This window comes from Pseudomonas sp. PvP009, assembly GCF_017832995.1.
Lineage (GTDB): Bacteria > Pseudomonadota > Gammaproteobacteria > Pseudomonadales > Pseudomonadaceae > Aquipseudomonas > Aquipseudomonas syringae.
On sequence record NZ_JAFIBG010000001.1, the window covers coordinates 2,229,066 to 2,253,126 of the forward strand.

The 24,061-nt window shown below is 59.7% G+C and carries 24 protein-coding genes and 1 pseudogene; 10 read left to right on the plus strand and 15 right to left on the minus strand.

Annotation, left to right across the window (positions count from 1 at the left end; all coding sequences use genetic code 11):
- Positions 1–57: 57 nt before the first annotated feature.
- Positions 58–969 carry a LysR family transcriptional regulator gene (locus tag JOE29_RS09895; RefSeq protein WP_057406964.1) on the plus strand — a complete coding sequence of 304 codons (912 nt, stop codon included), beginning with the start codon at positions 58–60 and terminating at the stop codon, positions 967–969.
- A gap of 30 nt (positions 970–999) precedes the next feature.
- On the opposite strand, the gene JOE29_RS09900 is transcribed toward JOE29_RS09895, so the two are convergent.
- From JOE29_RS09900 to JOE29_RS09930, 7 genes are all read right to left on the minus strand, one after another.
- Entirely contained in the window at positions 1,000–1,449 is a 450-nt protein-coding gene (locus JOE29_RS09900) for a helix-turn-helix transcriptional regulator (RefSeq protein WP_210079452.1), read from the minus strand.
- A 283-nt stretch (positions 1,450–1,732) separates the two neighbouring features.
- The gene (locus JOE29_RS09905) at positions 1,733–2,356 is read right to left on the minus strand and encodes a PqiC family protein (RefSeq protein WP_096113634.1); all 624 of its coding nucleotides are present in this window, start codon (positions 2,354–2,356) and stop codon (positions 1,733–1,735) included.
- Positions 2,353–4,032 (minus strand): MlaD family protein, encoded by a 1,680-nt coding sequence (locus JOE29_RS09910; RefSeq protein WP_003394706.1) that lies wholly within the window; start codon positions 4,030–4,032, stop codon positions 2,353–2,355. The genes JOE29_RS09905 and JOE29_RS09910 overlap by 4 nt, the downstream gene beginning before the upstream one ends.
- On the minus strand, positions 4,025–4,639 hold the full coding sequence (locus tag JOE29_RS09915) for a paraquat-inducible protein A (protein WP_003315385.1): 615 nt from the start codon (positions 4,637–4,639) through the stop codon (positions 4,025–4,027). The genes JOE29_RS09910 and JOE29_RS09915 overlap by 8 nt, the downstream gene beginning before the upstream one ends.
- Positions 4,636–5,265: a paraquat-inducible protein A gene (locus JOE29_RS09920; protein ID WP_003315384.1), complete on the minus strand. Its 630-nt coding sequence runs from the start codon at positions 5,263–5,265 to the stop codon at positions 4,636–4,638. The genes JOE29_RS09915 and JOE29_RS09920 overlap by 4 nt, the downstream gene beginning before the upstream one ends.
- A gap of 268 nt (positions 5,266–5,533) precedes the next feature.
- Positions 5,534–5,833, minus strand: a complete 300-nt coding sequence (locus tag JOE29_RS09925) for a protealysin inhibitor emfourin (RefSeq protein ID WP_003342005.1) — start codon at positions 5,831–5,833, stop codon at positions 5,534–5,536.
- A gap of 30 nt (positions 5,834–5,863) precedes the next feature.
- A complete protein-coding gene (locus tag JOE29_RS09930; RefSeq protein WP_003394709.1) occupies positions 5,864–6,934 on the minus strand; it encodes a M4 family metallopeptidase in 1,071 nt (356 codons plus the stop codon).
- A gap of 267 nt (positions 6,935–7,201) precedes the next feature.
- Here JOE29_RS09930 and JOE29_RS09935 point away from each other — a divergent pair, with 267 nt between their 5' ends.
- A complete protein-coding gene (locus JOE29_RS09935; protein WP_003319121.1) occupies positions 7,202–7,543 on the plus strand; it encodes a hypothetical protein in 342 nt (113 codons plus the stop codon).
- Between the two features lie 92 nt (positions 7,544–7,635).
- Here JOE29_RS09935 and JOE29_RS09940 read toward each other — a convergent pair whose 3' ends face one another.
- Positions 7,636–7,953: a DUF883 family protein gene (locus JOE29_RS09940; RefSeq protein ID WP_003384070.1), complete on the minus strand. Its 318-nt coding sequence runs from the start codon at positions 7,951–7,953 to the stop codon at positions 7,636–7,638.
- A 153-nt stretch (positions 7,954–8,106) separates the two neighbouring features.
- On the opposite strand from JOE29_RS09940, the gene JOE29_RS09945 reads away from it, so the two are divergent.
- From JOE29_RS09945 to JOE29_RS09955, 3 genes are all read left to right on the plus strand, one after another.
- The gene (locus JOE29_RS09945; protein WP_003315380.1) at positions 8,107–8,361 is read left to right on the plus strand and encodes a hypothetical protein; all 255 of its coding nucleotides are present in this window, start codon (positions 8,107–8,109) and stop codon (positions 8,359–8,361) included.
- Between the two features lie 118 nt (positions 8,362–8,479).
- A complete protein-coding gene (locus JOE29_RS09950) occupies positions 8,480–9,841 on the plus strand; it encodes an MATE family efflux transporter (RefSeq protein WP_122243158.1) in 1,362 nt (453 codons plus the stop codon).
- Between the two features lie 22 nt (positions 9,842–9,863).
- Positions 9,864–10,514, plus strand: a complete 651-nt coding sequence (locus JOE29_RS09955; RefSeq protein ID WP_003394712.1) for a TetR/AcrR family transcriptional regulator — start codon at positions 9,864–9,866, stop codon at positions 10,512–10,514.
- Positions 10,515–10,530: 16 nt separating this feature from the next.
- On the opposite strand, the gene JOE29_RS09960 is transcribed toward JOE29_RS09955, so the two are convergent.
- The gene (locus tag JOE29_RS09960) at positions 10,531–13,272 is read right to left on the minus strand and encodes a glycoside hydrolase family 3 C-terminal domain-containing protein (protein ID WP_074955372.1); all 2,742 of its coding nucleotides are present in this window, start codon (positions 13,270–13,272) and stop codon (positions 10,531–10,533) included.
- Entirely contained in the window at positions 13,269–13,511 is a 243-nt protein-coding gene (locus tag JOE29_RS09965; RefSeq protein WP_057406958.1) for a hypothetical protein, read from the minus strand. Before JOE29_RS09965 ends, JOE29_RS09960 begins: the two co-directional genes overlap by 4 nt.
- A gap of 554 nt (positions 13,512–14,065) precedes the next feature.
- Between JOE29_RS09965 and JOE29_RS25650 the strand changes: the two are divergent.
- Positions 14,066–14,389, plus strand: a pseudogene (locus tag JOE29_RS25650) (hypothetical protein); the annotation flags it as partial.
- Between the two features lie 37 nt (positions 14,390–14,426).
- Here JOE29_RS25650 and JOE29_RS09975 read toward each other — a convergent pair.
- Together JOE29_RS09975 and JOE29_RS09980 are read right to left on the minus strand one after the other, a co-directional pair.
- A complete protein-coding gene (locus tag JOE29_RS09975; RefSeq protein WP_074955375.1) occupies positions 14,427–15,305 on the minus strand; it encodes a glycoside hydrolase family protein in 879 nt (292 codons plus the stop codon).
- A 129-nt stretch (positions 15,306–15,434) separates the two neighbouring features.
- Positions 15,435–15,914 (minus strand): LEA type 2 family protein, encoded by a 480-nt coding sequence (locus tag JOE29_RS09980; RefSeq protein WP_003411342.1) that lies wholly within the window; start codon positions 15,912–15,914, stop codon positions 15,435–15,437.
- Positions 15,915–16,088: 174 nt separating this feature from the next.
- On the opposite strand from JOE29_RS09980, the gene JOE29_RS09985 reads away from it, so the two are divergent.
- Both JOE29_RS09985 and JOE29_RS09990 read left to right on the plus strand, forming a co-directional pair.
- Positions 16,089–17,297, plus strand: a complete 1,209-nt coding sequence (locus tag JOE29_RS09985; RefSeq protein WP_057406955.1) for an acetyl-CoA C-acyltransferase — start codon at positions 16,089–16,091, stop codon at positions 17,295–17,297.
- Positions 17,298–17,388: 91 nt separating this feature from the next.
- A complete protein-coding gene (locus tag JOE29_RS09990; protein WP_003315368.1) occupies positions 17,389–18,162 on the plus strand; it encodes an enoyl-CoA hydratase in 774 nt (257 codons plus the stop codon).
- Here the strand turns inward: JOE29_RS09990 and tssI are convergent.
- On the minus strand, positions 18,102–19,709 hold the full coding sequence (tssI, locus tag JOE29_RS09995) for a type VI secretion system tip protein TssI/VgrG (protein WP_210079453.1): 1,608 nt from the start codon (positions 19,707–19,709) through the stop codon (positions 18,102–18,104). The two genes, JOE29_RS09990 and tssI, sit on opposite strands and share 61 nt — an antisense overlap.
- Positions 19,710–20,035: 326 nt before the next feature.
- Between tssI and JOE29_RS10000 the strand changes: the two genes are divergently transcribed.
- On the plus strand, positions 20,036–20,740 hold the full coding sequence (locus JOE29_RS10000) for a YebC/PmpR family DNA-binding transcriptional regulator (protein ID WP_003364547.1): 705 nt from the start codon (positions 20,036–20,038) through the stop codon (positions 20,738–20,740).
- Positions 20,741–20,760: 20 nt separating this feature from the next.
- Here the strand turns inward: JOE29_RS10000 and JOE29_RS10005 are convergent, their stop codons facing one another.
- Together JOE29_RS10005 and JOE29_RS10010 are read right to left on the minus strand one after the other, a co-directional pair.
- Positions 20,761–22,065 (minus strand): leucine-rich repeat-containing protein kinase family protein, encoded by a 1,305-nt coding sequence (locus JOE29_RS10005; protein WP_074955382.1) that lies wholly within the window; start codon positions 22,063–22,065, stop codon positions 20,761–20,763.
- Positions 22,066–22,143: 78 nt separating this feature from the next.
- Entirely contained in the window at positions 22,144–22,689 is a 546-nt protein-coding gene (locus JOE29_RS10010; protein ID WP_210079454.1) for a TetR/AcrR family transcriptional regulator, read from the minus strand.
- Positions 22,690–22,795: 106 nt separating this feature from the next.
- On the opposite strand from JOE29_RS10010, the gene JOE29_RS10015 reads away from it, so the two are divergent.
- On the plus strand, positions 22,796–24,025 hold the full coding sequence (locus tag JOE29_RS10015; protein WP_017278534.1) for an MFS transporter: 1,230 nt from the start codon (positions 22,796–22,798) through the stop codon (positions 24,023–24,025).
- The last annotated feature ends 36 nt before the right edge of the window (positions 24,026–24,061 follow it).

A 24,061-nucleotide genomic window follows, 5' to 3' on the forward strand; every position in this document is an offset into this window, starting at 1 on the left:
GCTTGATTAGTCGGTATAGTTGGCTTGGACTGATCCATAAATACGAGGAATCCGGGCGTGGCGTTCGATCTCAACGATGTTGCGCTGTTCGTGCAGGTGGTGCGCAGCGGCAGTTTTGCCCAGGCAGCAAGGCAGTTGGGCATGCCGTCCAATACGATCAGCCGCAGGGTTCAGCAACTGGAAATGCAACTGGACACGCGACTGTTGCAGCGATCGACGCGCAAGCTGGTGCTCACTCAGGCTGGAGAGGAGTTCTACGACCGATGCGTGGGCGCGGTCGACGGGGTGATGGAAGCCGCAGAGCAGCTTGCATCCGGGCGCGATGAGCCAAGTGGCCTGGTGCGTATCGCAGCGATGGCTGATTTCTTCGACTTTTTCTCGATGGACTGGGTGGCCGGTTTTCTTGCCCGTTACCCGCGTGTTCAACTGGAGTTCGTGCTCAGTGATGATCACGCCGACCTGATCGCTGACCGGCTGGACATCGCCTTTCGGGGTGGCCCTTTGCAGGACTCTGGGTACGTAGGGCGGCAACTGATTGATGAAGGCCATGACACGATGGTCGCCAGTCCTGCTTATATTGCCGTTCATGGCATGCCTGATTCCCTGCAGAGCCTGCACAGTCATTGCTGTGTCAGTGCCGCGCATCGCGGCGGCGTCACGGCATGGCGGTTACTCGGTCCGGACACGAAGATGCATGAGGTACACATTGCCAGCCGGTTTAATGCCAACACCGCGCAGGCGCTGCGCAAGGCAACCCTCGCCGGGCTTGGTATCGCGTTGTTGCCTGCGACGCTGATCCGCTCGGATCTGCGGGATGGCCGGCTGGTGCCGGTACTGCCCCGGTACCAGCGCACCAGCCATGGTTTGCATGTGCTTTATCCCAGCCGACAGCATCTGCCGCCAGCGGTGTCGGCATTCATTGCGTTGGTGCTGGACAAACTCAGGGACAAGGCGTTTGCGGCGCAATGAGCAACCTTGGCGGCACGCGATACTTGCGCGTTACTTGATTCGTGACGTCATGTAGATCAGCCGCACGGTGGCGACGGTGATCGCTTCGGCGTCATTCTTGATGTTTTCCAGCTGATTGCTGTCCACATTGCCAACGCCTGCGTTCGATTCGATCAGGCGGGTGAAGTGATACAGGTTCTGGGTCACGTCGTGCAGGTTGCCGTGCAAGCGATCGACGACGCGGTTGAGCGGGCCACAGCTGTGGCTGTCCGACGTTATGACAGCGGGGACATTACGCGTAGCACTAAGGCCGGTGACCACATAGGCAACATCCACTCCGGCATCCGAAATGCTGGACAGATAATCCGCACGGGGAGAGCGGACGCCATTTTCGTAGTTACCCTGGGCATTGGTTTCCACGCCACCTATCGCGCCCAGTGCACTTTGCGAAAGCTTGAGGCGCAAACGTTCCTTTTTAAGCCGCGGTCCGATCCCTGTCATCCGTTTGTCCTCGATAAACTGTGCACCGCTACAGTCAGGGTTAACAAGCGTTTCTGGCGTCGACTGATCAGACATCCCTGCAAGGGCGAGGAGTTGAGTGTTTGGTCCAATCAGGTACTAACGTACCAGACAGGTGGCAGAGTGTACGTAGGAATCCGCCAGGGTGATACATTTTTGTACCGAATTGAACGCTTTGAGCCGCGATGCCCAGGCGTCTGGCCGGAGGGTTCCAGGCTGAGTTCGGCGAAAACAGGAGGTCTTTTGCGCAGACCTCCCGATAGAGTTAGAGGCAGCGCGATGCGCGCTGTGCGGTCCAGCTCGCAGCCGTGGCGGCGATCTTGTCTGCCAGATGCGCAACCGCTTTCTGGTGGGCAATGATGAGATTTTCCATGCCTTCACCGGCCTCCTCGCGGATCACGCTGCTGCAGGTCAGGCTTTGCCGTTTGCTGCCCGCCGTGGCGCCAGCCTCGCGAAGCCCGAGTGTCCACACCACATCAATCAGGGCGTAGTTGCCGGGCATCGACTCGAAACGCCGCACGTCGGTACGGATCGACAGCGTTGGCTGGTCATTGTTTTTCGGCAAGCCGGCCATGTCGCGGCTGCCGAAGCGACGTTCCAGTTGCGGGGTCAGCGCATCGTGAAACTCGTCGCCCAGGGGTGATCCCCAGCGTTCGGTGTCCAGAATGGCCAGGCTGCCGTTACCCTGACGAACCACCAGCGGCGGCTGGTCGACCTGCACCGGCATGATCACCGGCAGCATCTCGAACTGGAACGGCATGGGTTTGCTGGCGGCCGTGCTGGTCGCGCTCATCGGCGCGATCAGCGTGTAGTAGTGGGTCTGTGTCGAGGTGCAGGCACCCAGGCCCACTGCTGCGGCAAGTACCATCAGTTTCAGGCGCAAGGTCATTGTTTTGGCTCCGGATCAATGGCTCGGGACGAGGACGGGGCGTTGAACGAACGTGGCGCTGCGTCGCCCGTACGGCCGCGAATCAGCGATTCCGGGTGGCGGCTGAGGAAGTCGGTCAGGACCCGCACCGAACGCGCGGTACGTTGCACTTCATCCATGGCCTGGCCCAGTTGCTGACGCGCAGGTGAATCTTCGGCGAACGAGTCGTTGGCAGTCCCCAGGGTTTTCTCGGCCTGCTGCAAGGTGCCACGCATCTGCGGCAACACGCTGCTGTTGACCTGTTTGAGGGTTTTCTGCAATTCGCTGAGGGTGCCGTTGAGGTTGCCCGCCAGCTGGTCGATCGGCAAGTTGCTGAGCTTCTCGACGAATGCCTGCAACTGCTCCTGCAGCTTGTCGAAGCTGCCCGGCACGGTCGGAATCTCCAGCGGTCGGGCCTTGGCGTTGAACGCCACCTTCGGCGCCTTTGGATCGAACTCCATGGCAATGTACAGCTGGCCAGTCAGCAGGTTGCCGTTACGCACCTGCGCGCGCAGACCATTGGCCACAAAGGCACCCAGTACGCGGGCAGATTGTTCTTCTTCATCGCCCGAGCCGCCGAGTTCCTTGAGCTTGGACTCGGCTGCGCCCAGGCGCTTGGGATAGATCACTGCGCCAACGATGCCGGGGAAGGTCTTGGTGGCCGGATCGTAGTCCAGATCCACCGAAACCACCTTGCCGATGTTGACCCCGAGGAAGTCAACCGCCGCGTTGACCGTCAGGCCGCGAAGCGATTGATTGAAGCGCATGCGGATGTAGCGTGGCTCGCCGTCGGGAGGTGCCATCGCCGTGGCCTGGTCATCGAATATCTTGAATTCTGCGTTCTCGTCCGCCGGCTTCGAATCCGGGCTCCAGTTCGGCTCGCGAAAGGCGATACCGCCGGAAATGATCGAGGTCAGGGACTGCGTATTGACCTTGACCCCTGAGGCGCCGACGGTGATGTCGACACCGCTGGCGTTCCAGAAGCGTGTGTCAGTAGTGATGTACTGGTCGTTCGGAGCGTTGATGAAAATCTGGATGTCGACGCCGCGGCCGTCCTTGGACAGGTCATAGGCCACTACCTGACCGACCTGAATGCGGCGGAAGTAGATCGGTGAGCCGATGTCCAGCGAGCCCAGATCGTCAGTGTGCAGCGTGAAGCGCTTGCCTTTTTCGCCGAAGGTCACCGGCGGCGGCGTTTCCAGGCCGGTGAAGCTGGCCTTGGTTTCCTCGGCGCTGCCTGCGTCGGCACCGATGAAAGCACCCGAAAGCAGCGTGTCTACACCCGAAACCCCATGTGCGCCGATGCGCGGGCGCACCACCCAGAACTGGCTGTCGACCCGCGTGAACGGAGTAGCGCTGGTGTTCAGCTCGATGGTGGCCAGCACATGCGTGCGGTCGTCACTGAGGCTGATATCCGTGACCATGCCGATCACCACGTTCTTGTATTTGACCTGGGTCTTGTTGGCTTCCAGACCTTCGGCTGTCAGGAAGCTGACAGTGATTCTGGGACCGATGTTCATCCAGTCATGCAAGGCCATGGATATGCCAATGATCGCGGCAACGATTGGCACCAGCCAGATCAGCGAGACACGCAGGCGACGACGTTTGACTTCAGGGCGTGGCACTGAAGCAGGCGGGGGGAGGGTACTGTCAGACATCTTCAACCTCTGCGTCCCAGATAAGCCGGGGATCGAAACTCATGGCGGCGAACATCGTCATCACCACTACCAAGCCAAAAAACAGAATACCGATTCGCGGCTCGATAGTACTGAGCTCGCGAAACTGAACAAGAGACGCCACAAGGGCTACAACCAGCACATCGAGCATCGACCAGTAGCCGATCAGTTCGATGAAGCGATACAGGCGCGCGCGCTCGCGCATCGCCCAGGTGCTGCGACGCTGGCAGGTGATCAGCAGCATGCCCAGCACCAGAAACTTGATGCATGGCACCAGAACACTGGCGACGAAAATCAGGATGGCGATGTCCCAGGAGCCGCTTTCGAAAAACTCGATGACGCCGCTCATGATCGTGCTTTCGCTGCGGTTGCCCAGCAGGTTGGTGTACATCACCGGCAGTACGTTGGCCGGGATATAGAAAATCAGCGCGGCGATCAGATAGGCCCAGGTGCGGCTGATGCTGTTGGGTTTGCGTTTGTGCACAGGTGAATCACAACGCGGACAGCGTGTAGCGTCCTCCTGGCAGGCATAACCGCAGGTATGGCACAGGCACAGCTTGTGTTCATGGGCGAAAGGGATGCCGTTCATTGCGGCTGCACTCCCAGTTCGTCCCACAACCGGCGGATATCCTTGTTGGCAATCAGCAGGATCAGCACCATCAACATTGCCATGGCCCAGAGCCCGACGCCGGGGTGTACGTCGAGCATCCCGGACAGTTTGATGATCGCCACCAGAATGCCAAGCATGCACACTTCGAGCATGCTCCATGGGCGCAAGTGCTCCAGGGCGCGCATGCAGGTTCTGAAGCCGGGCGCCACGATGCCCTTGTGCGCGTGTACCAGCACCCAGAACAGCAGGACGATCTGCAATAGCGGCGCAAAAATGATCGAAAGACCGGCCACCAAGGCAATGATCGTGATACGTCCTTGAGCAAGGGCTTCAACCGATTGCCACAGCGTCACCTCGTTGGAGAGGCCCTTCATATTGATGCTGATGACCGGGAACAGATTGGCGAATACGAACAGTATCGCTGCAGCGATGGTCAACGCCAGCAACTGTTCTATGGTCACCCGATGGCCGCGACCGAGCAGTGCTTCGCAGCGAAGGCAGAATGCTGCCTCGCCGGGCTGCAGAGGATGGGCTTCGTAGAGCGAGTCGCAGTGCTCGCAGATAATCAGGCCGGAAGAGTGTTCGATAGGATGCACAGTGCTCATCGACGCCATTGGTGCAGAGGTAAGGAGGTAAGAACGCGCAGCACGAAAAGATACCTCGTTAATGGCAGTGTGAAGCGTTTTTTTTTGTACGGTCAACGCTAGCAGATCGGTACAAATCATTGACCGCCAGGGTGTCGGGTGGTTCACATGTCACTGCGCCATTATTCCATGCGCGGAGTCATGGTGGCGAATCCGGTAGCAGCGATGCCCCCCATCTGTCGACGAAAGGGCATCGCTGCGGCCAGAGTCCTTTGGCAAAGGGCCTGTCTCAGAGCTTGCCCGGTTTGACGCGTTGCTTGAGAAAGCCGAGCAACTGGCGGGCAGATGCAGGCACGTTGTGTTCGTCGAACGTCAAGCAGATTGCCTTGGCGTCATCCTCGATGGTGATTTCGTACTGATTCAGGTCCCGCGCTTCGTCATTGAAAGCACTGCTGGACTGATTCAGGCCGCTATCGCTCACCAGCCTCTGCAACTGCTCGGCTTCGGGCTGCTCAAGGGTGGCTGTATCGACTTCACAGCGTTTGACTGCACCTGCAAAACCGCCGGATTGCACTAGACAGACCTTCATTTCAAGCACCTTTAGGTGGTTACGCTTTGGCTATACCTTGAGACCGACCTCTTTCCAGGCCGCCTGCACGGCTTTTTTGGCTTTGGGGCCGAAGCGCGGGTCCGAGGCTATTTTTACGCTGGCCTTGGCACAGTCGATGAATTGACTGTCCGAGGCCAGCTCCAGCATCGTTTCATACCAGATTCTGCCCGCCACTTCCCAGGCATTTCCGCCCAGCGCCTTGGCCACCAGCACGAATGCCCGGTTGGGAATGCCCGAGTTGATGTGCACGCCGCCGCGATCCTTGGCTCCGGTATACAGGTCGGCCATCGTCGCCGGTTGCGGATCATCACCCAGATCCGGATCGTTGGAATACGCAGTGCCGGGTTTTTCCATATCGCGAATGCCTCGTCGCGTCGGCGCGGGCACCAGTAACTCCTTGCCCACCACCCAGTCCGACTCGGCGGCGCTGGTGCCTTGCTTCCACTGGCGCACCAGCATGCCGAATACATCGGCAAAGTGCTCGTTCAAGGCCCCGGATTGCCCGCGGTAGTCAAGGTTCGAGGTGAAACTCTGCACGCCGTGGGTCAGTTCATGACCGATCACTTCAAGGCTGCCGGTAAAGCGCTTGAAGACCAGGTCATCCCCATCGCCGTAAGCCATCTGGCTGCCATTCCAGTAAGCGTTGCTCAGCGGTACATGCTCGCCGTTGAAATCCACTTCGGCGACGTGCACGGTCGAGACCAGCGACATGCCACTGTCGTCCAGCGAGTTGCGTTCGAACAGCTGCGCATAGAAATCATAGACGTCGCCTGAGCCATCGTAGGCTTCATCGGTCGCCTTGTCGCCCGTCGCTGCCTGGCCTTCCTTGCGCACTACCGCGCCGGGGAGGTCGTCAGTGCCTTTGGCATCATGAATCACACGGTGCTTTCGTCCGTCAGGCGATTTGATCGCGTGCATGGATGGCATGGTTCGCGCAGAGAGGCGGGAAGCGAGGAATGCCGAGCTGCTCGTCAGGTTGGCAATGGCCCGGGCGCTGACCAGGTTCTTGGGGGACTGCGCCATACGCTCGAGCATGTAAGGCGGAATGAAACAATGCAGGGGATTTCGGTCGTCGCACATGATGAACTCCTGTTCTAATGCATCGATGGCGGCAAGCCACCGATCAACATGGTCGCAGTCGTGTGACACTTCGTGTGGCGTTTATATGCAAAGAAATATCTGATTACATGATCGGCGGTTGCCGCCAAACCGGCCCGATGTGGTGATAGCCCCGTATTGCAGGTACTTCACGTCATTCCAGAGGCAGTGCGACACCTCGACACAGGTGATCAACGGGCCGCGCCGCGATGGTAGACTCGCGCCACTTCAGACGAGGAGCAAACCTACGTGCGCAAGACGGTAATGATGATAGCGGTACTGGCTCTGGCCGGATGCGATGGAGGCGGGCCCGCCAGGGATAAAGTCCAGGGGACGGCAGCGACTGCTCCGGTCTCTACGCCGCAGTGGTTCATTCAGATGAACTCGCGGGAGGCGGTCAGCGATTCCAGCGCCTGGTTGCTCGAGCGCAGTTATGCCCCGATCATCGTGGACGTGGACGGGAAACAGCAGGTATTGATAGGGCCTTATGAAAGCCAGGCCAAGGCCGAGGAAGAGCGCGTGGCGTTACAGGCGAAGGTGACCAAATCGCACCGTTTTGCCGAGCCGTCTGTGGTACAGCACACCCGCTAAGGCATTCGCCAGGTTTACATCTGCTTCATCACGCGTTACTGCATCAGCATCGCGGGCCAGCAACCTGGCCCGCGATGCCGTTCATCAGTCGATCAACGACGACCCAGCAGCAGGCCTACTACCAGGCCAAAGCCCGCAGAAATAGCCACGGTCTGCCATGGGTGACCACCGATGTAAGTTTCGGTCGCTTCGACAACCGGCTTGGTGCGGTCGCGAACGCTGGCCATCGAGTCCAGTGCCTGCTTGAGTTTGGCGCTCAACTGTGCGCGCAGTGTCTCTGCTTCTTCACCCACCAGAGCAGCACTTTCCTTGAGCAGTTTGTCGGATTCTTCGATCAGTGCCTGCAGGTCACTGAATGCCTGATCCTTGATTTGATCGGCAGCTTGTTGAGCAGGGGTCTTACGAGCCATGGGTGTATTCCTTTCAAGTGGTGGCAACAGTGTTCAATGGAGTCTCGCGCATCCTGAAAAGTTGCAATTGCTTGAATGACCCGACGCAAGACTCTGCAAACAATGCCCCTTACGGGTGTAAGATGCAGCCGTTTTTAGCCGTAGGTGACTGTGATGAGTTTCAATCTGGCCAATCGGCCGCTCCCTGAGCGTACCGCTCTCGAAGACGAAAAATCCCGGCTGTTCGAACTGTGGCAGAGCAATCTGGGCAAGGCAAAAGGCGAGGCGGCACGCCTGATGGGCGAGCGCGCCAAGCGCAAGGGCAAGTGGTCTGAGTGGGTTCGTTCCGAGCTGGATACCATGAGTCCGCCGGAATACGCCAACATGGTCCGCAGTGAAGTGAATCGTCTGATGGCGGCGAGCAGGTAGCAGCACATCCGACAGCGACCCGACAATCCGGCGCTGATCGTTCTTCACGGTACAGCGTGAGGGCGTCTTGGTGAGGGTGTCTTGCCTTCCTGATCCGTAAGGCCTTTTGAGAACGTTGATGGCCCAAGCCAGTGCAAGATTTACCCAAGGCAGCGTAGCGCGTCATATCGTCGTCACCGCCAGTGCCAGCGCCTTGAGCCTGTTCGCCGTCTTTCTGGTCGACATTCTCACGCTGGTCTACGTATCGATGCTGCATGACCCCGTGCTTCTGGCGGCGGTCGGCATTGCCAAGGTCCTTATGTTTTTCAACGGCGCGCTGGCAACCGGCCTGATCATCGCCGGGGCGTCGGTGCTTTCCGCGCGCATCGGCCATCGTGCGGCCAGATCGATACCCAGGCTCACTGGCAGCCTGATGCTCATGGTGATCACGGTCAGCGGTCTGGCCGCCGCCGCGCAGTTGACGTTCATCGTGCCGATCATGCGATGGCTGGGTGCCGAGGCGGCCACTTACGAAGCAGCGCGCAGTTTTATCTGGCTGACCCTGCCTTTTACCGCGTTGCAGGCGGTGATGCAGATGTCGGCGCAGATGCTCAGAACCATTGGTGACAACCGCCGGGCGATGGGCGTTGTGCTGTCCGCTGCCGCCACGCTGGCAGTGGCAGACCCGTTTTTCATCTTCGGGCTCGGCCTGGGGCTCGACGGTGCAGGGATCGCGTTTGCCGTATCCGCAGCAGTTTCAGCATCCATCGGGCTGTATTGGGTGCGCAGCCGAATAGGCATGGTGTTTACCCGCCATCTGAAACTGTTGCGTCTGCATGCGCGGCATACTTTCAGGCTGGCGCTCCCGGCGATGGCGGCAAATCTGGCGACGCCGGTCGGTTTGGCTTATCTTGTCGCCTCGCTATCGGCCTTTGGCACTTCCGCTCTGGCCGCGATGACGGTGCTGGATCGGGTCATACAGTTTTCGTACTGCGCTTTTTTTGCCCTGCCTGGCGCGCTGGCTCCGGTGCTGGGTCAGAACATTGGTGCGAGCCGCGATGATCGCGTGCGTTCTGCGGTCATTTTTACCCGGCGGCTGGTGGTCTGCTACGGGCTGGTGGTGTGGCTGGTGCTCCTGCTCTGTGGTGGCATGATTGCCGACCTCTACCAATTGGGGGACGAAGCTCGCGCTGTGTTCATGGCCTTTTGCCTGTGGGGCGGTGGCCTCTGGGTTCTGATTGGTCTGGATTTTGTCGCCATCGCGGTATTCCTGACCATGAACAGGTCGTGGTGGGTCGCGGTGTTTGCCTGGCTGAGGGCAACGGCGGGTACGGTGCCGTTCGTCTTCGCCGGGACTCATTGGTTTGGCAGCAGTGGTGCCTTGCCCGGCATGTTTACCGGCAATGCGCTCATCGCGCTGGTCTCCATCACCACGGCGTCGCTGACGGCGAAACGGTTTTTTACCAGCAGGGCCCCGGTCATGAGCGTCGGGGCACATTGAATCAAGGCGTTATCAGGTTTTTATGGTCATCGAAGAATCAGGGAATGAATCCGCAGAAACGGCCCCACCCAAGCGTCGCCGCGCGCCCAAGGGAGACATGCGCAGAAAGGCCTTGCTGGACGCCGCTACCGTTGTTTTTGCCAGAGACGGCTATTCGAGCGCGTCGATGCGCGAGGTTGCACTGCTTGCCGGTATCACCACGGTAGGGTTGCTGCACCATTTCCCCAACAAGGAAGCACTGCTCGCCGCCCTGCTGGAACGCAGGGACCAGCGGGTCACCTCGCGTTTTCAGGATCTGGTCACCGAGCCGACGCTTGAAGGGTTTCTGAAGTTTCTCAAGCTGAGCATGAGTTTCAGTATCGAGAGCGCCGAGGAGTGTCAGGCCGCGTTGCTGATGAATACCGAGAGCTTGTCGAAGGCGCACCCGGCATGGGCCTGGCACCTTGAACGATTCCATCTGACCCACGAACACGCACGCGGGCATTTGCAGGCGTTGATAGAAGCGGGGGAAGTGCGCGGCGATATCAATGTCAAAGCCCTGGCCCAGGAGATCTTCTCGGTCATGGACGGCTTGCAGATTCAGTGGCTGCGAAGCCCCCAGGACGTGGATGTCATGGCGGTTTTCGATATCTACGTGCAGCGATTGGGAAGGGATATCAAGGCTCATCCATGAGCCTTGACGGGGTGCATCAGTAGGTCTGTGCAGCGCTGACCTGGACTGCCTTGCGCAGTGGCAATGGCAGCGGGTTGCTGTCACGCGTGGTCAGTTTTTCCGGGTACAGGGTGATCAGCGTCCTGTTGAGCGTGAGGTTCTCAGAATCCGCGCCGACGAGGATCTTGAATTTCCCGGCATCGACGTCCCAGCTTGCCGTCTTGTCGACGTAGTAAGCCAGGGAGCGCGAGTCTATCGGTACGCTGACGGTCTTGCTCTCGCCAGGCTGCAGGTACACCTTGGTGAAGCCCTTAAGCTCTTTCTCCGGGCGGTCAACAGCAGGTTTGACCGGCTGCACGTACAGCTGCGCCACTTCAAAGCCTGCCTTGTCGCCGGTGTTGGTCACCGTGAATTTCACGTCAACCGTCGAGCCTGGGGTCAGCACGTTGGTCGACAATTTCAGGTTGCTGTAGCTGAACGTGGTGTAGGACAGGCCATAACCGAATGGATAGAGCGGCTTGGCGTGTTTCTTGTCATACCCGCGATAACCCATGTACAGGCCTTCGCTGTAGGTCATCTCGGTCAGCGGGTTGCTGCCGCGGTAGGCCGCCGGGTCCGGATAAGAGGCATAGCTCGGGTTGTCCTCGATGTTCTTGTCGATCGTGACCGGCAACTTGCCCGACGGGTTGACCTTGCCGTAGAGAATCTCGGCCAGTGCCTGACCGCCTTGCTGGCCCGGGAACCAGGCTTGCAGTGCAGCGCCGACCTTGTTCGCCCATGGCTGCATGTTGGCCACGCCGCCGCCGTGCATGACCACGATGGTATTGGGGTTGGCCTTGGCGACGAAGCTGATCAGTTCCGCCTGTTGGTCCGGCAGATCGAAGCCGTGGTCGGAACCTTCGCCTTCGTTTTCAGACGTGGTGCCGGTCGCAACCACCACCGCATCGTATTTCGACAGGTCCTTTGGCGGACGCAACGCAGCCCAGCTCATCTGTACGCCGGTCAGGCCGCCCAGTGCGGGAATGAAATTGCCCTGTACGCGCTGGTATTCCAGTTTCACGGTATAGGTCTTGCCGGCCGACAATGCAGCAGTTTTACCCGACGTTGTCAGCGCATTCACCACATCGCCCGAGTAAGGCACGCCGTCGCTCTGCACGATGAGTTCATCGTTGACCCAGAGCTTGTAGGGGCCATCTGCCCGCACCTTGAACGCCTGAGCACCCGAGATGGTGGGCTTGATGGTGGTGGTGAAACGTGCCGAGAAAGCACCGGCTGTCGGGCTGAAGCCAGACACCGCAGTGCTGCCTGCGTTGGTCACGTTGCTGCCGGTTGTCCAGTTCAGGTTCACGCCGGGCTCGACACGCGTCAGCACCGGGTCACCGGAAAAGCTGGTGTTGGAGAAGTATTCGGCTTTTACCCCGGCGTTGCTGATCCCGTTGTCGCCGGTTGCTGGCTGATACCACACCGAGCTCGCCGGATTCAGGCTCATCTCTGGCAGATACGTGACATCGCTGCTGCTGGATGCCAGTTGCTGCAAACCGCTCAGCTCGGTCACGTAGCTGTTGGGTGGTGAGTTAGCGGTGCCGAAAGGCGATGCCGGTACGTCGTGCGCCCAGTTGCCGATCACGGCGATTTTTGCCGAACGGTCCAGCGGCAGCAGCGGTTTGCCGGCAGCGGTGTTCTCGTTGCGCAGCAACACGATGGATTCGCGCGCGGTATTCAGCGCGGCACGCATGCCGTATTCCGGATGCTCCAGGGTCTTGGCGGTGTTGAGGTTGTTCTGCAGGTCATAGCTGACGATGCCGCGCAGGTTGCGTTTGACCTTGTCGTCGATCACGTTCTGAGTCAGTTGCCCGCTCCACAGGTACGGCAGGAGATTGGCTTCGGTAAACTGCAGGCCGGAGGGCATGTCGATGTCCGTACCGGCCCACGCGCCCTTGAAGGCATCATGAATGGCATTGAAGTCACTGATGACCATGCCCTGATAGCCCCATTCGCCCTTGAGCACTTCGGTGATCAGGTGATGGTTTTCGCAGGCGTAGTCGCCGTTGACTTTGTTGAAGCCGCACATGATCGAGGCGACATTGGCGTTCTTCACCATCGATTCGAAGCCTGGCAGGTACAGCTCGCGCAGGGTGCGCTCATCGACCTTGACGTCGATCGCCTGACGATTGGCTTCCTGCTCGTTGGCCAGGTAGTGCTTGCCGCTCGCCTGGATACCTTGGGCCTGGATGCCGTTGACGATAGCGGGTGCCAGCACGGCGCCGAGGAACGGGTCTTCACCGCTGACGTATTCTGCCGAGCGGCCGTTGTAGGGCGTCCGGTACAGGTTCGCGCCCGGCGAGAGCATCTGCTGACCGCCGGAAATGCGCGTTTCATAAGCGATGGCCAGGCCGAATTCCTTGGCCCGGTTGATACTCCAGGTCGCTGCCAGTGCAGACTGCGACGGGTATTGAGCGCCGAATGTGGCGTTGTTGACGTGCACGCCCATGGACGAGTCATACGCCACGGTGCCCTTGATGCCCCACTTGAGCAGGGACGGGATCATGTGACCGTCGTTGACGCGGGTGAAGTTGATCTTTTCCGACTGGCTCATGTTGTCGAGAATCGAGCTGACACGCGCCTCGACTTCGTTGCCGGTCGCCGGGGTCACGGCGGCGAGTGCAAGGTTGGCCTGCATGACGCTGAACGTCAGCAGGCTCAGGCCCAGCGTCTGTTTGAAGGCCGACAAGGCAAGTGTCCTTCCGGTCGATGTGATCGGTTGATTGAGGTTGTTCATGGTCGTTGTGCCTGGGCAGGGGCGTCGTCGGTGTCCACCGGCGCGTCGAGCATGGACGACGAGCTCTGTTGTTGGGCTGGTTTGATCTTGTCGGCGCCTGACAACTGGTCGCGCTTGGCTTCCACCTGCGTCCGGATCTGTTGATCGGACCCGGTGGCAGGTGTGCTGGAAGTTGAGTCTGCGGCGAAAGTTAAGGCACTTTGCGCGCACAGAAGTACTGCACTGAAAACAGACAGCATTGATCTATTCATCGATTGAATCTCGATTGATGGTTTGCAGGATAAAAACGGACGGCTGTTGCAATGGCGCAGGGCTCGGCTGAACACTCAGTCCAGCGCGACAGTAAACAGTTCACAGGCCACTAAAGTATGAGCAATGGAGATTTTAATAAATGATGCCACATGGCTATCACGTGGTTTTCTCAGATGAATCCAGATGATCTAGACAGAATTTTAAGAATAAAATCGTTAAATTTACAATTTAAAAGCAATTAATAGCCAAGATATTACATTTATATGGGGTTTTATTGTTTTTTAATAAACCTAATTGTCGTTAGGTTTAGCGAGCTGGTAAGCTTCGCATCCTCGTGGTTCGTGCGCGTTTTAAAGGCTGGCTCTTTAAGAGAAAGTATCGAGATGTCCACATGAATTAATGAACGCTTAAAGGGGTTTTCACCGCGTGGAGTGAACATTAATCAACGACGCCCTTACTATTTATTCCATTAAAACTGGACGTGAAATTGTGCAGTATCGATCAACCGTTGCCCTGTACAGATGGCACAAGGGCGATAGGAATAATCAGCCGATGGTGCGTCATTTTTATTTCGTTAAAGGCAATAGTGGTGAGTGACGGAAAACAGCGGGTGGACCTCGCGGTGTTGAGCATCGTCGGTCGCCTGTGCTTCAGCAAACCGCAAAAACTGACCTTCGGTCAGATCTACAGGGAGCTGGTGCGCGCGTATTCAAGCGCCCCGGCGATCCATGTCTGTGTGGCGACGGTCGACACGCTGGTCAGGGAAGGGCTGTTGATCTCGACAAGAGTCCTGGAACCCGATCAGTCATTTCCCTACACCCAGCACATCATCAGCGGCCTGACCGAGATCGGCGCAGCCTCGCTGAGAGGCTGCGAAGATGCGTTGACCGAGCCGCGCGGTGTTACTCGCTGTGTGGCAGCGACAGGTAATACTGGCCCAGTTCGGTCAGCTTGCCTTCAGCGTCCAGCAAGCTTGAAAAGTGCGGGTCAGGGTTCATCCGGCCCGTGAACCAGGCGTATCTGAACACGTCCTGGCGCTGCTCAAGGGTAGCGACCATCTCCGCCATCTGCCGTTTCTGCTTGTCGACTGAATCAATCTGCGCTCCGTCATCCGGGGCGTGCCAATTGGCGAACTCGGTGACCCAGAAGGGTTTTCCGTACTTTGCCAGTCGGTCGAGCATCCCCGGCAAGCCATAGTCGTACCAGTGAAAAGCCAGGTAATCGATGCGCGGGTCCCGATTCTGATTCATCGACCGATAGGCCGTGTAGAAGGCATCGAGCCACACGACCGGGTCGCCGTAGCCTGGCATGGTTCCCCAGTTCATCGCTGGCCCCACCAGCTTTACACCGGTCTGGGCGGCGATCTGTTCCAGCCTAGGCCAGAAGCTGGCCGCCGCTTCGGGTGTCATGTTGGCCTGATCGAGCAAATTCGGCTCATTGATCACCAGCAGATAGCGGATGGCTGAGTGAGCCAGCAGGTATTGCTTCAACTGCCCGTCGTCAACGTTGCCGTTCCACACCATCGGGATGAAATCCACACCGTACATCGAGGCGTAATCGTAAGACGCCAGACGGTCATGGGGCCTGGGGCTCCAGTTGTACCACCAGCTCAAGCCCGAAGATAACGCACTCAGGTCGGCGGGCAAGGCGATGTCGTAGGCGATGCCGCGCTTGGCGCTTTTTTCTGCAGCCCATGCCGGTGCCATGCACAGGCTGAGCATCAGCGTCACAAGGGCCAGAAAAGTCGGGAAAAAACGTGCTGACGCGGTCTGTGGGGTCATTGGCAAATCTTCCTTGAGGGTGGGGAGGTGCAGAGCATGCGCTGCAGTCAGCCAGCAGAAAGCATGCCACCTGTATCGTCCCGTTTACCCTGCCAAACCCCGACAGGCATTACCACCTGTAATGACTTGTTACCAGGGATCTCCCTCTGCCTGGCGCAAATCCAGCGTGCCGCTGTCACTGAAGCGCATCGTACCGAACAGGCCGCCAGCCAGCTTGCCGCGAAGCGTATAGGGCAGATTGTCCAGACGCTGGCTCTGACTGAGCCCCAGTGCCTGGCGTAGGGCCGCGAATGCCGACACGCTGACCGGCACCACCAGCACTGCCTCGGAAAAGCGTCCTACAGTGCCTTTCTGGTTGCTGACCCCGGAGGCCAGCAGCCTGTCGTTCACGTCGAGGTCCAGCGCCACGCCGTTGTAGTTGATCTCGGTTTCGTTTGGATTCTGCACCCGCAACGTTACCGCCATGCGCAGCTCCAGACCCTGACCGGGGATGGGTTCGATACCCACGACGCTGATTGTCAGCGGGTCTCGATGGGGAATCAGCGCACAGGCGCTCAAGCCGAGGATGAGCAGCCCGGAGAGCAGGGCGCGGATCAGGCGTAGCGACATTAGTGTGCTCCAGCGTCAGGTTCAGTGATCTTCAGACCTCGCCAGTGATGAGAGATTCGGCGCGCCGGGCACGATGCCGGGATAGCGGCTAATCTGCCTGCCTCAACCATTGCGTCTGCAAGGCAGCAGGTTGATGATTCCACCGTACCTATAAAAACAAGACTGGAGATAGCCATGTCCATCGAAAGGACACCCCCTCATCAAGATCCTGTGGTCATTGTCAGTGCCGTGCGCACGCCCATGGGCGGTTTTCAGGGCGACCTGCAGAGCCTCAGTGCCACAGCGCTGGGATCGATCGCCATCCGTGCCGCTGTCGAGCGCGCAGGCATCGAGCCTGAAGACGTGGAGCATGTACTGTTTGGCTGTGTACTGCCGGCAGGCCTCGGTCAGGCACCCGCTCGGCAGGCGGCACTGGGTGCCGGGCTGAGCCATGCGACGCTGTGCAGCACGGTCAACAAGATGTGCGGTTCCGGCATGCAGACCGCAATCATGGCCCATGACCTGTTGCTGGCAGACAGTACTGCGGTGGTGGTGGCTGGCGGTATGGAGAGCATGTCCAATGCGCCCTATCTGCTGGACCGCGCGCGCAGCGGTTATCGCATGGGGCACGGCAAGGTGCTTGATCACATGTTTCTCGACGGCCTTGAGGATGCCTATGAGCCAGGCCGGCTGATGGGCACCTTCGCCGAGGACTGCGCCGGGCTCAACGGTTTCAGTCGCGAGGCACAGGATGCGTTTGCCCTGGCCTCACTGGCTCGCGCGCAACAGGCCATTGCCGGAGGCCATTTCGACGCCGAGATCGTGCCAGTGCAAGTCACCGTGGGCAAAGAGTCGAGGCAAATCACTCACGATGAGCAGCCACCCAAGGCGCGTCCGGACAAGATTCCCACGCTCAAACCCGCTTTTCGCGAGGGCGGCACGGTCACCGCGGCCAACTCCAGTTCTATCTCCGATGGCGCAGCAGCGCTGCTGTTGATGCGTCAGTCCGAGGCTCAGCGGCGTGGCCTGAGGCCTCTGGCGGTGTTTCATGCACACGCGGCGTTTGCCGATCAGCCGGGCCTGTTTCCAACGGCGCCGATAGGGGCCATTCAGCGCCTTTTGGGCAAGACAGGCTGGACTCTGGGCGACGTCGATTTGTTCGAGATCAACGAGGCGTTTGCCGTGGTGCCGCTGGTGGCGATGCACGAGCTGGGGCTTGAACACGAGAAGGTCAATGTCAACGGCGGTGCCTGCGCGCTCGGCCATCCGATCGGTGCCTCGGGTGCGCGAATCATCGTGACGCTGCTGGCGGCCTTGCAGCATCGACAACTCAAGCGTGGCATTGCGGCGATCTGCATCGGCGGCGGTGAAGCTACCGCAATAGCTGTCGAGTTTTTTAATTAACCATTATTAATCAATGGTTTGATCTAATAATCGAATGTTGATTCTATAAAAATCTGCTTATTGCATAATTAAACAAAAAGGATATTTATCAATGCTTTACGAGACACTTCTCATAGAGGTTATAGATAGTGTAGGTCTGATCAAGCTGAACCGGCCCAATGCGTTGAACGCCTTGAATGCGCGCCTGATCAACGAACTGAACCATGCCCTCGACCAGTTCGAGGCGGACGGTGCGATCGGCTGCATCGTACTGACTGGTTCGGAAAAAGCCTTTGCCGCCGGTGCGGACATCAAGGAAATGGTCGACCTGTCCTACCCACAGATCTACCTCGATGACCTGTTTCGTGAAAGCGACCGGGTCGCCGCCCGACGCAAACCCCTGGTGGCTGCGGTAGCCGGTTTTGCCTTGGGTGGCGGCTGTGAACTGGCATTGATGTGCGATTTCATTCTGGCCGCTGAAAACGCCAGGTTTGGACAGCCCGAGATCAATCTCGGCGTGTTGCCGGGCATGGGCGGTACGCAGCGTCTGACCCGCGCGGTGGGCAAGGCCAAGGCCATGGAAATGTGCCTGACCGGCCGGTTGATCGATGCTCACGAGGCCGAGCGCGCCGGTCTGGTGGCCCGCGTGCTGCCGCTCGATCAGTTGCTGCCGGAAGCGCTGGCAGTGGCAGCGGTCATCGCCAGTAAATCCCTGCCAGTGGCGATGATGGTCAAGGAGAGCGTCAACCGCGCATTCGAGGTCAGCCTGGCCGAAGGCATCCGCTTCGAACGCCGGGTGTTTCACGCCGCGTTCGCCAGCCAGGATCAGAAGGAGGGCATGCGCGCCTTTATCGACAAGCGCCAGCCCGATTTCAAGGACTGCTGATCTTTATGGCCCACGATCAGGATACGTTGCGCGTCAACGTGCAGCGCCGCGGCTTGCCCGCGCACCAGCAATCCGTCGTGGGCATTGACGTGCAAGTGCTCACCGCTGGCCACTCGAATACAGCCAGCCGGTTGTGCGGTTATCCCGTCCAGCTCATGGCCCGGTGACAGTACTGCACAAATCACAGGCCGTTCGGGATGATTGTCGAGAAAGCGGACCCGCACTCGTGCGCCCGGCGCTAGCCGATCAACCTCCGGGCAGGCGACCTCGGCCATCGGCCAGCGTTGTACGGGTTCGTCTTGCGGGCTTTGCACGTGCCAGTCGAAGCGGATTGAACGATATCCGGGTTGAACCGGCTGGGTGTCGTTGCGCTGCAATGTGGCGAAATGCTCACCGGTGGCCGCGGGTCTCGGGTGGTTGACCGACGGTCGAAACGGCGTCGCCCACGGAATGACCCTGAAGCTGTTGCAGTAACCGTTGCCTTGCAGCTGTTCAGCCTCGGGTGACGAACGTTGCGCTTCGACGAGGATGCGCAGGATTGCCAGTGCATCATGGGCGGCGGCACCTTTCAGCACCTGTAATTGCCTGCCCGCATGAGCGGTTTCGGTCACTAGCCATTGGTCGTTGAGCATGGGCTCCGGATGATCGAGCACCTGGATGACTTCACCACATTGCAAGGCGGTGTCTGTGCTTCGCCCTCTGACATCGCGCCGTTCGCAGCGCAGGCGCTCCAGCCTGCGACTGCCACGCTGCCGGCTCTGCGCCTCCTGGGGGCTGATTGCTCCACGAAAGCCTGGCGGTTGAAAGGCATGATTGGCCGCTATGGTCAGAGGGTGCTCGGGTGCGCGCGCAGGTTGCGGGTGGTCGGTGGGTTGCCTTGAAACGGGCGGAAAACCCAGTCGTTCGGCCAGGTGCTCCAGCGTCTCTCGCGGCGTGCCTGACGTTTGCGGGTGCTTGAAGCGCACCGGCAATGGCTGCGCCGGAAAGCTCGCAGGGTCGTCCGAGAACACCAGCCGATGGCCGCTCTGGCGATGCTCAAAACGAAAATGCATGCCTTCTTCCTCGCACAGGCGCTGCAACAGGTGCAGATCGCTTTCGTCGTACTGGATATGCAGCGGCCTGGCAGGATAAAGACCATTCACGTGTTCGAATCGGTATGCGTTCGCGCCGATATTGTGGGCTTCAAGCAACTGCACGATCAGTTGAGGAATCGCAAGGTCCTGATAGGTGCGGCGTTGTCGATGTTGCACCAGCCGGTGCAGATCAGGCACCAGAATCAGGTGGTAGAGACTCACGCGAGCCCCGCGGTGGAGCCGCGCCGCATGGTCGATAAGGCCATGCCTGCCGCTGCCGGATTCGCCGAAGCTTAGAAACGCTTCTCGATGCAGCAGGCTGCGCACGTCCAGCTGCGGGTCGCTGCCTATCATCCAGATGTCGAAGCGATACGTTTCATTGAGGGCTTCATGGCCGGCGAAGCTGATGATATGCAGATCCGGCTGGCAGTCGGTGATCGCCAGCATGAAGGGCACTTGCAGGTCCTTGCGCATCCGCGGGGCTCTCTAGCTTCAAAAACGGGGCCGCGCAGGTTACGGAATACGGGGTTACAAAAGCATTGCTGCAAGGTTTTTCGGAAAGAGCCTACAAGCGTTGATGGAAAGACGATGATTGCCGTTGGCCGGATTGGCAGCAATCCTGGCGAGTTCATAAGGGCAATCTGCCTGTCGGGGGTTTCATCTGCCGTGATCGCGTATAAAATGCGCCGCGCCGGACAGGGTATTTGCCGGTGACCCTTTTTCAGCGCCTTGCCAGCGTCGCGTTCTGTCAGTTATGCAGGCGCAGACGGCGAGGTGCCTAGCGAATCAAGAGAGCAGACATGGGCGCACAGTGGAAGGTCAAGCATAAAGAAGCGGCAGCCAATGCCAAGGGACGTACGTTTGGCAAGCTGTCCAAGGAGATCATGATCGCGGCTCGTGCTGGCGCAGACCCGGACATGAACTCGCGTCTGCGGCTGGTGGTCGAGCAGGCCAAGAAGGCTTCGATGCCGCGCGAGACCCTGGAGCGTGCCATCAAGAAAGGCGCAGGCCTGCTGGGTGAGAGCGTCAACTTCGAGCGTCTGACCTACGAAGGTTTTGCGCCACACCGCGTGCCGGTGATCGTCGAGTGCCTGACCGACAACATCAATCGGACGGTCTCGGAAATTCGCGTGCTGTTCCGCAAAGGCCAGTTGGGTGCTGCGGGTTCGGTTTCGTGGGACTTTTTGTATCAGGGCATGATCGAGGCTGTTCCTGCAGCAGCGGATGCCGACCCGGAGCTGGCGGCAATCGAGGCCGGCGCCCAGGATTTCGAGCCCGGTGAAGAGGGCGCGACGCTGTTCCTGACCGAATCCACCGACATGGACGCGGTCTGCAAGGCGCTCCCGGAATTCGGTTTCACCGTTCAGTCCGCGCAACTGGGCTACCGCCCGAAAAGCACCGTGGACGGCCTGACCGATGAGCAGATGGCCGAAGTCGAAGCGTTTCTCGAAGCCATCGACAACCATGATGACGTGCAGAACGTTTACGTGGGCCTGGCAGGCTGATCACTGCGCAATGGAGCGCTTTACGCGCTCCATGTTTTGATCTGTAGAAGAATCTCTGCCAGCGACGGTCGTTGCTGGCAATCAGGCTGCACGCAACTCGCCTGCAGCGCCTGTAGACCCGCCACGACGTTCTGATCCTGCGGATCTGCCTCGCAACGCTCCAGCAATTCCCCCAGCAAGATACCGAATGCCCGCGTTTCGATGCGCTCCAGCGCCTCACCCAGCCCGGCTGAGGGGTGAAAGGACGCCGCGCCGAAGTCGCTCAGCAGGCAATTGCCATCCTCCTGCACAAGAATGTTGTGACCATAAAGGTCGCCATGCGTGATCCCGCGGGCGTGCAGGTGCGCGGTGACCGAAGCAATGCCTTCAGCGAGGCGCAGCAGCACCGGCAGGGAAAAGCGCCTGTCGTTGGCGTAGACATCGCGGCTACAGGATTCCAGGCTCGGCGGGCCGGCAAGATTGCCGAAATCGGGGGCTATCAGCGCCATGACCAGGCCGCGCTGCTGCTCGGGATGCCCGCTGATCTGTCCAAGCACCTCGATCAGCTGTGCGTGGCGGCCTGCGGCGATGCAGGCGGCCATTTCATTGAGCGGCGAGCCATCGCTGGTGACCGCGCCCTTGTACAGCTTGACCGCTGCCATGCGCTCAGCGCCGGCGTCGTGCCAGACCGCCTGCTGGATGATTCCCGACGCACCTTCGCCCAGGCGCTGGTGAAGGCTGAGGTGCTGCCAGGGGATTTCCCGGATCGGCGCGGTGGGACGTTCGGCGCACAGCGGGTTGTCGGCGAAGGCGAGCCATGCCAGCGCAGGCAGGCTCAGCAGCCAGTCCGGCAACTCGGTCAGACGATTGGCCGCAATGCGTATCAGCTCCAGCTTGTGACACTGCGCGAGGGTCGCGGGCAGGGTGCGCAAGCGGTTGCCGGCGAGCATCAGCTTTTGCAGGTCCGGGCGGCGGCCCAGTTCGTCGGGCAGTGACTCGATGCGGTTGTCGGTGAGGATCAGCCAGCGCAGGCGCGGCGGCAGTGCCGCGGCGCTGACCTGCTCTATGCGATTGGCCTTGAGGCCGACAATCTGCAACTGCGGGCATTGGCCAATGCTTTCCGGCAGGTGCGTAAAGGCGTTGTCTGATACGAACAGGACGCGCAGGCGGGTCAGGCGACACAGGTCGTCGGGCAGCGAGGTCAGCCTGTTGCCGCTGAGATTCAAGACTTCCAGCGTGTCGGCCAGGTCGAAGATTTCGACCGGGAATTCGCTCAGGCCACAGGAGAGGTCAAGCCGTTTGATGCCTGCCAGCTTGCCGGCGCGTAGATCTGCGAGGGTGTGCATGAATAGGTTCGGTCATTGGTGTCGGACGAGGCGCGCATGATAACGGGAGTTGCCGTCTCTGACTCCCTGCAAAGCGGCTCAGCTCAGGCAGCGGTCGACCCATTGACGCACGCGTTCGGGCGTCGGCGCCGATTCGGCATACAGAATCCGGTAAATCATGGGCGCAATGACGGCATCGATCATGTCGTCGGCACTGGGGGAAGCCTCGCCGCGAGCCATGGCGCGATCGATCATGACCTGCAGTTGCTCGCGAACCATCGCCGCACACTTGCCCACACAGCCAGACGTGCTGGCGGCCACATCGCGCATCAATGCCCGGCCAGGTGCCGAGGACATTTCGTCCAGATACATTTCACTCCAGGTCAGCAGGTCCTGATGCAGACTGCCCTGATCGATCGGCACGTCAGGGCGCAGGCGCTCCAGGGCAGCGTCCGCCAGCAACGTGGTCAGATCACCCCAGCGGCGATAAATGGTCGACGGCGTAACGCCTGCACGGGTCGCGATCATCGGCACGCTGAGTACTGAGCGATCGTGCTCCTGCAACAGGTCGCGGACCGCGCGATGGATGGATTCCTGCACCCGGGCACTGCGGCCTCCGGTGCGAATTGCTTCTTTAATAGCCATACGGCGGACCTTAACACAAAGTATTTGCTTTAAGCGCTACCACGTCGCACACTCCGCAAAAGCTAATTTATGGCTTTAACAGGTTGCATTGGCGGAGAGCGTATCCATGTCCCTTTCTTCAAACGATTCGACGTCGCCAGACGTGAAGTCTGACGGTCGGGCACCAAACCATCTCGGGTTTCTGGCGTTTACCACGTTATGCTTTTTTGCCGCGTCCAGCACGCCCACGCCGCTCTATCACCTGTACCAGGAGGCATGGGGATTCTCGGCGGGCGTGCTTACCCTGATTTTTGCAGTGTATGCATTCAGCCTGCTGGCCGCCTTGCTGATGGGTGGGTCGCTGTCTGACTATCTGGGGCGGCGCCCGGTGATTTTCGGCGCGTTGCTGCTGCAAAGCGTCTCGATGCTGCTGTTCATTCTGGCCAGTGATGTCAGCTGGCTGGTGGCCGCGCGTCTGCTGCAGGGTTTTGCGACGGGGCTGGCTGCCAGCGCACTGGGCGCAGCCTTGCTGGACAATGATTCGGTCAAAGGGCCGTTGATCAACAGTATTTCGCCGATGCTCGGCATGGCCGTTGGCGCTCTGGGCACGGCACTGCTGGCGCAGTTCGCGCCGATGCCGCTTATGCTGGGTTACTGCTTGTTGCTGGCCGCATTCCTGAGTCAGGCCCTGTACCTGGGACGCGTCGAGGAAACCGTCAGTCGCCAGCCCGGTGTCTGGCAATCCCTCAAGCCCTCATTGCATGTACCGCAGCAGGCACGGCGCATGCTGTGGCTGGTTCTGCCGGTGGACATCGCCGCATGGGCACTGGGTGGTTTCTTTCTGTCGTTGAGCCCGTCCTTGCTGGTGGCGGCGACCGGTTCCACCTCACCGCTCAATGGCGGCCTGGCGGTTGCGGCGCTGACCCTCAGCGGTGCGGCGGCGATTCTGACGCTGCGTCAGCGCGAGCCGGTGCTCGGCTTGTGGGTCGGTGCGAGCTTTTTGCCGCTGGGTGTCGCGGTGATACTGCTTTCGATCAACCTCGGTTTGCTGTGGCTGTTTTTCGTCGGCGCAGTGGTCGCAGGTATTGGTTTCGGATCGAGCTTTCTGGGCGCCCTGCGCATGCTCATGCCCCTGGCGCATGCCCACGAGCGGGGCGGGCTGATGTCGGCTTTTCTGGTGCTCAGCTACCTGGCCTTCTGCATACCGGCACTGGTCGCCGGATTCTTCGCTCACTCGGCGGGCCTGGTGATGACCAGTAATGTCTACGGGGCAGTGGTGATCACCCTGGCGCTGATCGCACTGGCCAGTCTGATCGTACGACGGGTCGCCAACGCAAACAAAAATGCCCACGCGTAGGTGGGCATTTCGGTTTGCCTGAAGGTAGCAGCGCTC